At 35.6% G+C, this 11,123-nt stretch carries 12 protein-coding genes; all 12 read left to right on the top strand.

The features are described 5' to 3' along the window. Positions 1-75: 75 nt before the first annotated feature. Complete coding sequence (gene rplN, locus AB1414_04670) at positions 76-444, top strand: 50S ribosomal protein L14 (protein MEW6606739.1); 369 nt, start codon at positions 76-78, stop codon at positions 442-444. Between the two features lie 56 nt (positions 445-500). Next, positions 501-830 carry a 50S ribosomal protein L24 gene (rplX, locus tag AB1414_04665; protein ID MEW6606738.1) on the top strand — a complete coding sequence of 110 codons (330 nt, stop codon included), beginning with the start codon at positions 501-503 and terminating at the stop codon, positions 828-830. Positions 831-876: 46 nt separating this feature from the next. Then, positions 877-1,002: a hypothetical protein gene (locus AB1414_04660; protein ID MEW6606737.1), complete on the top strand. Its 126-nt coding sequence runs from the start codon at positions 877-879 to the stop codon at positions 1,000-1,002. Positions 1,003-1,128: 126 nt separating this feature from the next. Next, a complete protein-coding gene (gene rplE / locus AB1414_04655) occupies positions 1,129-1,668 on the top strand; it encodes a 50S ribosomal protein L5 (GenBank protein MEW6606736.1) in 540 nt (179 codons plus the stop codon). A 12-nt stretch (positions 1,669-1,680) separates the two neighbouring features. Next, positions 1,681-1,866: a type Z 30S ribosomal protein S14 gene (locus AB1414_04650; GenBank protein ID MEW6606735.1), complete on the top strand. Its 186-nt coding sequence runs from the start codon at positions 1,681-1,683 to the stop codon at positions 1,864-1,866. 78 nt (positions 1,867-1,944) lie between these two features. Beyond that, positions 1,945-2,343 (top strand): 30S ribosomal protein S8, encoded by a 399-nt coding sequence (rpsH, locus tag AB1414_04645; protein MEW6606734.1) that lies wholly within the window; start codon positions 1,945-1,947, stop codon positions 2,341-2,343. A gap of 24 nt (positions 2,344-2,367) precedes the next feature. Further along, positions 2,368-2,910 (top strand): 50S ribosomal protein L6, encoded by a 543-nt coding sequence (gene rplF, locus AB1414_04640; protein ID MEW6606733.1) that lies wholly within the window; start codon positions 2,368-2,370, stop codon positions 2,908-2,910. A gap of 331 nt (positions 2,911-3,241) precedes the next feature. Continuing rightward, positions 3,242-7,501 (top strand): DUF6531 domain-containing protein, encoded by a 4,260-nt coding sequence (locus AB1414_04635; protein ID MEW6606732.1) that lies wholly within the window; start codon positions 3,242-3,244, stop codon positions 7,499-7,501. 856 nt (positions 7,502-8,357) lie between these two features. Beyond that, entirely contained in the window at positions 8,358-9,164 is an 807-nt protein-coding gene (locus AB1414_04630; protein MEW6606731.1) for an RHS repeat-associated core domain-containing protein, read from the top strand. Between the two features lie 15 nt (positions 9,165-9,179). Further along, the gene (locus tag AB1414_04625; protein MEW6606730.1) at positions 9,180-9,518 is read left to right on the top strand and encodes a hypothetical protein; all 339 of its coding nucleotides are present in this window, start codon (positions 9,180-9,182) and stop codon (positions 9,516-9,518) included. Between the two features lie 398 nt (positions 9,519-9,916). After that, the gene (locus AB1414_04620; GenBank protein MEW6606729.1) at positions 9,917-10,528 is read left to right on the top strand and encodes an RHS repeat-associated core domain-containing protein; all 612 of its coding nucleotides are present in this window, start codon (positions 9,917-9,919) and stop codon (positions 10,526-10,528) included. A gap of 72 nt (positions 10,529-10,600) precedes the next feature. Then, positions 10,601-11,123 (top strand): transposase (locus AB1414_04615; GenBank protein MEW6606728.1); only part of this gene is annotated, 523 nt, incomplete at its 3' end.

Genomic DNA, 11,123 nt, shown 5'->3' with positions numbered 1-11,123 from the left:
GCGTGAGGAGTGATGTTTTCTTTACTTTCTACTCTCTACTCTCTACTCTCTACTTCCTTATTTTGAGGAGAAACTATGATTCAGGCACGCACTCGTTTAGAGGTAGCCGATAATTCAGGCGCAAGAAAAATAATGTGCATCAAGGTATTAGGAGGCACTAAGAGTAGATATGCCTATGTAGGTGATATAATTGTTGCCTCGGTTAAAGAAGCTATACCAACATCTCCTATTAAAAAAGGAGATGTTGTTAAAGCTGTAATTGTTCGCACAACAAACCAAACAAGACGAAAAGATGGTTCTTATCTTAGATTTGATGATAATGCCGCCGTCATTATTGATGAACAAAAAAATCCACGCGCAACCAGAATATTTGGACCCGTAGCCAGAGAATTACGAAGTAGAGATTTTATGAAAATTATTACATTGGCTCCAGAAGTAGTTTAGAAAAGTAGTCAGTGAACAGTAAATTTATATACTCTTCACTGTCTATGGAGGTATTAATGAATAAAGTTTTTATTAAAAAAGGAGATACAGTCGCAATCCTTGCGGGTAAAGATAATGGGAAACAAGGCAAAGTGTTGCATGTGTTTCCGCAAAAGAATAGAGTAATGGTCGAAGGAATTAACTTCGTTAAACGACATACACGAAAAAATCCACAAAAACAACAAATAGGTGGAGTAATAACTCGCGAATCCTCCATTCCTGTATCCAGGGTAATGTTTGTGTGCCCTAATTGTAATCAACCAACAAGATTAGGTAGATTAGTCATGGATGATGGCTCAAAAGTCAGGGTATGTAAAAAATGTGAGGAAGTTGTTGATAAAAAGTAAGTAACTATTTACCCAAATGAAGTGTAACAAAGGAGAAAAGGGGAATATGGAGAAATGGAGAGAAGATGAATTAACTGATAAAATCATTGCTGCTTGTATCAATGTTCACTTAGTGAACTTTGCAGATTATAAGATTGATGTAAGAAGGATAGAATTAGAAAAAGATGAATAAGAATATTTCTCCAATTTTCCTTTTTCTCCCTTTCTCCTTAACTTACACAAATTTCAGATGGCTAAAGTGTTACAAAAGTAAAATAGACAGTGCTCAGTGAACACTGTTTTACTTATGGGGTAATTTATGTCAAGGTTAAAAGATATATATGAAAAAGAAGTAATTCCCATATTAAAGGAAAAATTTGGCTATAAAAATGAATTAGCTATCCCTAAATTAGAAAAGATTGTAATTAATATGGGTGTTGGAGATGCCAATGCTAATCCCAAGGCATTAGACTCGGCTATGGAGATATTAGCCATAATATCAGGACAACAACCAGTTAAAAAATCCGCAAGAAAATCAATTGCGGGTTTTAAACTAAGAGCCGGGATGACGGTAGGATGTATGGTAACACTAAGACGACAAAGAATGTATGAATTTTATGATAGGTTAGTCAACATCGCTTTACCACGAGTTAGGGATTTTAGAGGAACACCATCTAATTCCTTTGATGGAAGAGGAAATTATACCCTCGGCGTTCGTGAACAAATTATCTTCCCTGAGGTAAATTATGATAAGATAGAAAGAGTGCGGGGGATGAATATTTGTATCGTTACAACAGCGAAAACAGATGAAGAGGCAAAGGAACTTCTAAAAGCTCTTGGAATGCCATTTAGAAAGTGAGGAAAAAATTCTATGGCCAGAAAGGCAATGATTGAAAAATCAAAAAGAATTCCTAAATTTAAAGTGCGAGTCCACAATAGATGTCTAATATGTGGTAGGCCAAGAGGATATTTACGCAAATTTGGTATGTGCCGCATTTGCCTCAGAACATTAGGCAGAGAAGGTAAAATACCAGGTCTCATTAAATCCAGCTGGTAATTAAGTAAGTAATCGGTTAAATGGTAACTAATTACCAATTACCAGTTACCAATTACCAAAAAATAAGGAGTATAAAAAATGAGTATGACAGACCCTGTTGCCGATATGTTAACCAGAATTCGTAATGCTAATCATTCTGGTCATGAAAAAGTTGATATTCCGGCATCAAAATTAAAAACTGAAATTGCTACTGTTCTCAAAAAGGAAAAATTCATTAAATCTTATAAATTTGTTGAAGACCATAAACAAGGCATTATTAGAATTTACTTAAAATATGGTCCCAAAAAAGAAAGAGTTTTAACTGATTTGAAAAGAATCAGTAAACCAGGACGACGAATCTATGTGGATAAAGACAATCTTCCAAAAGTATTAGCTGGCACAGGAATCGCTATTATCTCCACATCAAAAGGAGTGATGACGGATAATGCGTGTAAAAAACTCGGGCTCGGCGGAGAAATCCTTTGCTATGTGTGGTAAAAAGTAGAAAAGGAGTAATGTCCAATGTCGCGAATAGGACAGGCACCAATAAATGTGCCTAAGGATGTAAAAGTTAATATGGATAACGGAAATATTACCGTCCAGGGACCTCTTGGTAAATTATCGTGGATATTTCCAGCTACAATGACCATAGAAATTAAGGAAGATAAACTTTTAGTTAAAAGCACCATTCCTGATGATAAAAAAGAAAAAGCCCTTTATGGATTAACACGAAGTTTAATTAAAAATATGGTTGAGGGAGTAAAAACAGGCTTTGAGAAAACTTTATTAATTGAAGGGGTAGGTTATAAGGCTATCCTTGAAGGTAAAAATGTAAAACTACAAATAGGCTTCTCTCATCCGGTAATCATTACTCCACCAGAAGGAATTACCTTTGAAACCCCTGAAGCTACTAAAATAAAGGTTAAAGGGATTGATAAACAATTGGTCGGTGAAATAGCCGCCCAAATTCGCGCCATCCGCACCGCTGATGTCTATAAAAGAAAAGGAATTAGATATATTGACGAGCATATTAAGACGAAGGTGGGTAAGACAGGATTAAAATAGGGATTAGGGGCAGACCTTGACAGGCTGTTGACATAAGGCAAGGATGGAGGATATGTTTTTTTCATCCATTTTATGCGAGATCTGAAGGAAAAGAGAAATAAATTTAAACTTTATATTGCCGGAGTCAATCCCAAAAATTAAACTTTAATGTAGAAAATTTAAAAGAAGGTCTACAACGATTTGTTTTATAAAATCTTTGTGCTCTTCGTGTCCTTCGTGGTTTTTAAAAGATGTGGGTAATAAGATCCAATAATAGAGGGTATTACATCGAACCGCCCTTCTATCTTAAATTTTGACTAATAAGTGCTATATAAGGTTAAGGAATATTAAAATGAGGAAATTTGTATCTTTATTGTTAGTATTATTAATATCAATACTTTATTTGCCAACAAAAGAGTGTTTTAGTGAAGAGGAAAGAGGATGTTGGATAACAAGGTATATAAGTGAAGTTAAAATAGTCTCTGAATGGCAAATTGATGTCACGGTAATGGTTAAGTTTAGTGAAGATTGTAGCGAAGTGGATAATTACATAAAGGTATGGATGGAAGGTGACGGATGGTATTATGAAGATATAATTTATGATGTTCCGATAGCAGAGTGGGTCATTCATACTTTCCATTTCTTCACCTATGAACAAATGGGTAATGGAACATATTTTCGTATAGTATTAGAGGCTTATTCTCCTCCTTTTACCATTAAAAATGATGAAGTAAGAGGGATAGTGTTTATGGATACCGAAAATCCTATCTTTGGTATTCTCGATGATAGAAATGCCTTGATATTTGAGCCAATAAATATTACAAATGGTAATATGATTATGACTTCTAAAGATATGTTATTACCTGGTAGAAATCTTCATATTAAATTTAATAGAACATACAATAGTAGAAGTAATGATATTGGGCCATTTGGGTATGGTTGGACTCATAGTTATAATATGCATCTTTTATTCAAATCTCAAGATCCAATGGCTGGCGTGCTAAAGTTCTATGTAACATATCACTCTCAGCCCCCACCACAAATGCCAAAATTTAGTGAAAAGAATTCAAAGGATAATGATAATTTTGTGGTAGTTGTAGATGAAACTGGTAGGTGGATTGTATTCACTAAACAAAATGATACTTATCTCCCACCTCCTGGAATCCATTCTACTTTAACAAAGAACATAGATAATACATATACTTTACGAGAAAAGGATACTACTGAATATAATTTCGATTCAAATGGTAAGTTAACTTCTATAATAGATAGGAATGACAACCAGATAACTCTTACCTACACTGATAATAAACTTACTCGAATAACCAGTTCATCAGGCAGGTTTATTGATATTGAATATAATCCTGAAGAATATATCAAATTAATTAGAGATAATATGGGAAAAGAGATATCTTATATTTATGAAGGAGATGACCTATTCAAAGTTATTGACCAGGAAAGTAATGAGACTAAATATACATATCTAAATCATAATCTTACTGAGAAAACAGATGCAAACTTAAATTCTATATATTTCACTTATCATTATGATAATGATAGGGTAACTGAGGCAAAAGGTGCTGGAAATAATTACAAGGTGAGTTTATCTTATGACCCTGTGAATAACAAAACTGTAGTTACAAACTCAAAAGGAGATAATACGGAATATTATTATAATGGGAGTAAATTAATAACTAAGATTATTGATGCCTTAAACAATATTCAGGAATTTGGCTGGGATGCGGATTTAAATAAGATATGGGTTAAAGATGCAAATGGGAATATCACTAATATGGGTTATGATTCTATGGGCAATATAACCAGCATAACCCCTCCTCCACCATTTGATACTCAAATTACTAATGTTACATATCACCCAATCTATAATTTTATTACTTCGATTGACGACCCCATACATCCTCCTACTACATTTACCTATAATGATAATACAGGTGATTTAATTTTTGTAACAGACCCGTTAGGGAATCAGACCGAATATCAATATAATGAGTATGGACAGTGCATATTGATGATAGATGCTAAACACAATAAAACAAAGTATGAATATGAGAATGAATGGGGAGACCTTACGAGAATAATAAAAGGATATGAGGTATTAAATTATGTAACTCAATTTAGTTATGATGATGTTGGCAATAGAATAAGTATGACCGATGCAAAGGGAAATACTACTCAATATGTCTATGATAATTGTAATAGATTAACAGATATTATATATCCAGGGAATAATGGTACTACTCATTACGAATACGATGGAGTAGGTAATCGGATAAGTATGACTGGTGCAAATGGTGAATTGACTACTTATGGATATGATATTGTTAATCGACTTAAGACTGTAATTATTGACCCACAAGGATTAGCTATTACTACTGCCTATGAATATGATACAGAAGGAAATAAAATTAGTATGACCGATGCGAATGGTAATATTACTAATTATGAATATGATTCATTAAATAGATTAATAAAGGTAATTTCTGAAGACCCGGATGGACCAGGACCTAAGGAGCCAGGTATTACTACATTTGAATACGACCCGGTAGGAAATAGAACTAAGATGATAGATGGAGAAGGGAATATTACCAGATATGAGTATGATGTATTAAATAGACCTGGAACAGTAACACAGGTTTTAGATGGTAGAGACTTAAAGACTGGCTATGAATATGATGAGGTAGGTAATTTAAGATTTATTACAGATGCCAATGGACATACATCAGAATATCAATATGATGCCTTAAATCGATTAAGATATAGTCTTGACCCATTACTTAATACTAATGAGTACCAATATGATGAAGTAGGTAATCTAAAATATAAAAAAGACGCTAATCAAAATACAATTAACTACATTTATGATGAAGTAAATAGACTAAGTTCAATAATATATCCAGATACTCAAGAGGTAAATTATGGATATGACCCGGTAGGGAATTTAACCAGGATGCAGGATTTTTATTTTAATACCTGGTATGAATATGATGAATTAAACAGATTAGGTACTGAAACACATTTTGCAGATTTTCTTAAAGTAAAATACGGCTATGACAATGTAGGTAATAGAATAAGCCTTACTGACCCATATGGAAGGACACTTAGATACGAATATGATTCAGCAAATCGATTAACTAATTTAGTCTTACAGGATAACAAAGGTACAATTTCATATACCTACAATCCAGTAGGGACTATAGAAGAGGTAAATTATCCTAATTTAGTAAAAGTTTCTTATACCTATGATAATTTAAACAGATTAACACAATTGATAAATAAAAACCAGGCAGGAACTATATCTTTCTTTAGTTATGATTATGATAAAGTAGGAAATAGAACTTATATGTTCACCAATAAGGGGACAACAAGTTATACTTATGATGACCTATACAGGTTGACACATGTGAAATATCCTGACCAAACTTTTACTGATTATACCTATGATGATGCAGGTAATCGTGAAAGGATGGTGAGTGAGCAGGGAACTATTACCTACATATATGATGATGCAAACAGACTTATTCAAGCAGGAAGCACTACCTACGGTTATGATAATAATGGTAATATAATTAAAAAGCTAACACCGCAAGGGACTATTACTTATACCTACGATTATGAGAACAGGCTAATAAGAGTAAGTAAGGGTTCACAGCCACAGGTTAATTACTATTGTGATGGATATGGTAGGAGGTTAGCCAGACAAGTCGGTAATGAAGTAACAATCTATCTCTGGGATGGGCAGAAAGAGTTTATGGAGTATGATTATTTTACTGCCAGTCCATTAGCCGAGTATATCCATGCAAATGACCAGCTTGTATCAAAGGATTTAGTCATGGGAGGATTATTCACCGCTTTCTTCCATCACGATGGATTAGGGAGTATAAGAGATATCACAGATAGAGCAGGAAATGTTCTAACTTCGTATGATTACGATGCATTTGGAGAGGTAAAGCAAGGCTACATTGGTAAATATAACTATAACTCCTTCACGGGGAAACAATATGACCCAGAAAGTAAGTTATATTACTTCGGCGCCAGATACTATGATCCGGAAATAGGGATGTTTATAACTAAGGATCCGTGGACTTGCACACCTGAAGATGAAAGGATTGTAAATGGAGTCCATCCTGTTATTGTTGAATTTATCATTACAGAAGGCGTAATGAACCCACAAAATACACATCCGTATATGTATTGCTATAACAATCCAATAGTCTATATTGACCCTTATGGATATTGTGGTGAGAAATATGGAGGGTATATTGATTTTAATATTTCAGTGATGTTATGGATGGGATTAGGTGTAACAGGTGGATATATGGTGACTCCAGATGGAACATTTTTCCCATATGTTGGTGGTGGAATCATGCCCCCAGGACTTGCTCTTTCACTGACAGGCTCTACGAGTGACCCTGTGCCAGGATGGACTATTGGGCTACAAGGCACAGCTGGCTTTGCGGGTCAAGGAGGGTATTCTTTTGGTCAAGGTGGAGGATGGTTCGGAGAATTTGGTGGTGGAGGCGGATTTCCATCTATGTGGGGAGGTTCAGGGACAATATTTTATGTCTTTGGACCATTTCCTAATGTTCAATGAGGTGAAAAATGAAGATACATCAGATTGTTGGATTACTTTGGGTTCTGATAGTAATTGGTGTAATAATTTTTCGTAAAAAAGTGGAACAATTGGAGAGAGGATGGTTCAGATTATCGTATAGATGGGGCCTCGTTTCTTCCCCTGATCCTGATGACTTTTTTCTCACTAAATCTACTGGATTATACAGATATATATCAATGTGGATAGTGATCATTCTTTGTCTAATAATGGGAATTTTGCTGATATTGGAGGTAGGGGTGGAATAGGTAGAGACTCGGTTGGGGTCGGACTCAGAAGAAGGGACTAAATGGCCAACCCTTGAAGGGAACCATGAAGGGTCGAACCATGAAGGGTCGGAACCATGAAGGGTCGCGGAACCATGAAGGGTCAACCATGAAGGGTCGCATCTTGAACCATGAAGGGTCGGAACCATGAAGGGTCGCATCTTGACAGGCTGTTGACATATCTTTTCAGCGGTATAACGGGGGTGAATATTACACAACCTCTTGAGAATTAAGGACTTGGAGTGAATGCAATGCTGGTGCAAATTTTTATTTATAATCAATGTTTTGATAGATGAATGTGTGAATAAATCCATGTAAATTTAAGTGTAACCTCTCAAGTGCTTTATTTTAATAGAGTTATACATACATTAAAACTTCTTCCTCATCAAAGGGACTATACTTTTTCTTGTCAACAGCCTCTTGAATTGTGAATTGTCAACTCCAATTCAAGTTTGATTTTTTCTCTTAATTGCTCTTTGACAATTTAATATTATGATGGTGTCGGCAGAAGGTTAGCCAGGTAGGTAGGAAAGGAAATAACAATCTATCTCTGGGATGGGCAGAAAGAGTTTATGGAGTATGATTATTTTACTGCCAGTCCATTAGCCGAGTATATCCATGCAAATGACCAGCTTGTATCAAAGGATTTAGTCATGGGAGGATTATTCACCGCTTTCTTCCATCACGATGGATTAGGAAGTATAAGAGATATCACAGATAAGGGAGGAAATGTTCTAACTTCTTATGACTACGATGCATTTGGTGAGGTAAAGCAAGGCTACATTGGTAAATATAACTATAACTCCTTCACGGGGAAACAATATGACCCAGAAAGTAAGTTATATTACTTCGGCGCCAGATACTATGACCCGAAGATAGGGAGGTTTATAACAAAAGATCCATACACTGGCAATGTCTACTTTCCACCTAATTTACATAAGTATATCTATTGCTATAATGACCCGATAAATTGGATAGACCTGTGGGGACTATGTCCGATAAGTCCAGAAGATGAGGTTATAATAGAAGATTGGTTGGCTGAGTTTGGATTAGGCTTTCTTGCTTTGCTTTTTCCAAAAGAGTTTTTATCCTCATTACTTGGATTAGCTCAACAAGCAGAATCGCCTAAGTATCCTCAGCAGGATAGAAGTATTGGAGAAAAGTGGAAGGATTTTCAACAAAATCCAGATGATTGGGAGAAAATAGGTGAAAAATTTGACCCAAGTCAGCCAAAAGATGGAGATAGTAGTCGAGAGTTGTGGAGAAATAAGAAGACGGGTGAAGAAATAGGTATCCACAAAAAAACACCTACTGGAACAAATAAAAAAGGAAAACCAAAACACCCACATCCTTTTCCACATGAGAAACATTTTCCATGATTTAGGAGGAATGTGATGCTGTCAGATATTGAATATAAAATCATTGAAGATTGTAAATGTGGGTATGAGGAGTTATTTATTTTAATTTCTCTTATTCCTGAGGGAGAAGAAAAGAAATTGTTTACTGCAATTATAAACTTATGCGAGCAAAAATTGCTTGCATGCAGATACAAAAATAATCCACAATATGAACCAACTTTAAATGAATTAATGGATTATTTAAATAAACGCAAAAAAACTGGGGAAGAATTAGAAACATATCCTGAAGTATGTGAAGAATATGAATTTATTGCTACAGAAAGTGGAATTGATTTGTTGAAAGAAGATGATAAGCCAATTAGGAAGAGGAATTAGGGTCAGACCGTGAGAGGCTTGTTGACAAGAAAAAGTATAGGGATTAGGGTCAGACCGTGAATGTAGGAACCATGAAGGGTCGAGGAACCATGAAGGGTCGCATCTGGAACCATGAAGGGTCGGAACCATGAAGGGTCGCATCTTGGGAACCATGAAGGGTCGGGAACCATGAAGGGTCGGGAACCATGAAGGGTCGGGAACCATGAAGGGTCGCATCTTGAATTGGGAACCATGAAGGGTCGCATCTTGAATTGTGAATTGTTAACTCCAATTCAAGTTTGATTTTTTCTCTTAATTGCTCTTTGACAATCTAATATTATGATAGTTTTGGCAGAAGGTTAGCCAGGCAGGTAGGAAAGGAAATAACAATCTATCTCTGGGATGGGCAGAAAGAGTTTATGGAGTATGATTATTTTACTGCCACTCCATTAGCCGAGTATATCCATGCAAATGACCAGCTTGTATCAAAGGATTTAGTCATGGGAGGATTATTCACCGCTTTCTTCCATCACGATGGATTAGGAAGTATAAGAGATATCACAGATAGAGCAGGAAATGTTCTAACTTCTTATGACTACGATGCATTTGGAGAGGTAAAGCAAGGCTACATTGGTAAATATAACTATAACTCCTTCACGGGGAAACAATATGACCCAGAAAGTAAGTTATATTACTTCGGCGCCAGATACTATGACCCGAAGATAGGGAGGTTTATAACAAAAGATCCAATATTAGAATCAGTAGTGTTACAGACATTGCCAGTACCATTGGAAGATATTCTTGAGGATACTATATCTCCTGATTTTATAGTCCCAGAGATGATAGATATTCCCCAAGACCTCCATCCCTATATGTACTGTTATAATGACCCGATTAACTGGATAGATTCATTTGGACTATGCCCGGAAGAGCCTGAACTTGAATCTACATGGGATGAGTTAATGTTTATCCCTGGGTTAGGACTTGTTGGGAAAGCAGGGAAAGGGGGGGTAGAATTGGGGTCAGGGTAGAATTGGGGTCAGACCTCGAAAGCAGAATTAACTTGACAAAATAGAAAAGATTATGTTATTATAAAAGTTATTATGGCAAGATCATGGAGAATACAATATCAAGGTGCAATATATCATGTAATGTCCAGAGGGGTGGCTCAACAGGAGATATTTCGTATTGAAGATGACTATCATCGATTTTTAGACTATCTTGAGAAGAGTGTGGATAAATATGGATTAGAGATATTTGCTTTTGTGCTAATGTCGAATCATTATCATTTACTTGTGCGAACAAAGGAGGCAAATCTTTCTAAGGCAATACAATGGTTGCAAACAGCATATAGTGTCTATTACAATCGGAGGCACGATAGAAGAGGACATTTATTTCAAGGACGGTATAAGGGTATTCTTGTAGGTGAGGAGAGTTATTGGCAAGGTTTAAGTTTTTATATCCACTTAAATCCAATTCGTGCGAGGATGGTAGAGAAATTAGAAAGATATAGATGGAGTAGTTATAATGATTATATTCGAATGAAGAAAATACATAAATGGGTATCAAGCGAAGAAGTATTAAGAGGATTAGGGAGGAGTGAAGAAGAAGCGAGGATTAAATATC

The organism is bacterium, from assembly GCA_040755795.1.
Classification (GTDB): Bacteria; UBA9089; CG2-30-40-21; order CG2-30-40-21; family SBAY01; genus JBFLXS01.
Note: the sequence above shows the minus strand (reverse complement) of the source record. Positions and strands in the feature narration are given on the sequence as shown.

What these genes read in the sequence shown, in the direction of transcription:
- rplN (MEW6606739.1), top strand. Translation starts at nt 76, where the DNA reads ATGATTCAGGCACGCACTCGTTTAGAGGTAGCCGATAATTCAGGCGCA.
- rplX (MEW6606738.1), top strand. Translation starts at nt 501, where the DNA reads ATGAATAAAGTTTTTATTAAAAAAGGAGATACAGTCGCAATCCTTGCG.
- AB1414_04660 (MEW6606737.1), top strand. Translation starts at nt 877, where the DNA reads ATGGAGAAATGGAGAGAAGATGAATTAACTGATAAAATCATTGCTGCT.
- rplE (MEW6606736.1), top strand. Translation starts at nt 1,129, where the DNA reads ATGTCAAGGTTAAAAGATATATATGAAAAAGAAGTAATTCCCATATTA.
- AB1414_04650 (MEW6606735.1), top strand. Translation starts at nt 1,681, where the DNA reads ATGGCCAGAAAGGCAATGATTGAAAAATCAAAAAGAATTCCTAAATTT.
- rpsH (MEW6606734.1), top strand. Translation starts at nt 1,945, where the DNA reads ATGAGTATGACAGACCCTGTTGCCGATATGTTAACCAGAATTCGTAAT.
- rplF (MEW6606733.1), top strand. Translation starts at nt 2,368, where the DNA reads ATGTCGCGAATAGGACAGGCACCAATAAATGTGCCTAAGGATGTAAAA.
- AB1414_04635 (MEW6606732.1), top strand. Translation starts at nt 3,242, where the DNA reads ATGAGGAAATTTGTATCTTTATTGTTAGTATTATTAATATCAATACTT.
- AB1414_04630 (MEW6606731.1), top strand. Translation starts at nt 8,358, where the DNA reads ATGGAGTATGATTATTTTACTGCCAGTCCATTAGCCGAGTATATCCAT.
- AB1414_04625 (MEW6606730.1), top strand. Translation starts at nt 9,180, where the DNA reads ATGCTGTCAGATATTGAATATAAAATCATTGAAGATTGTAAATGTGGG.
- AB1414_04620 (MEW6606729.1), top strand. Translation starts at nt 9,917, where the DNA reads ATGGAGTATGATTATTTTACTGCCACTCCATTAGCCGAGTATATCCAT.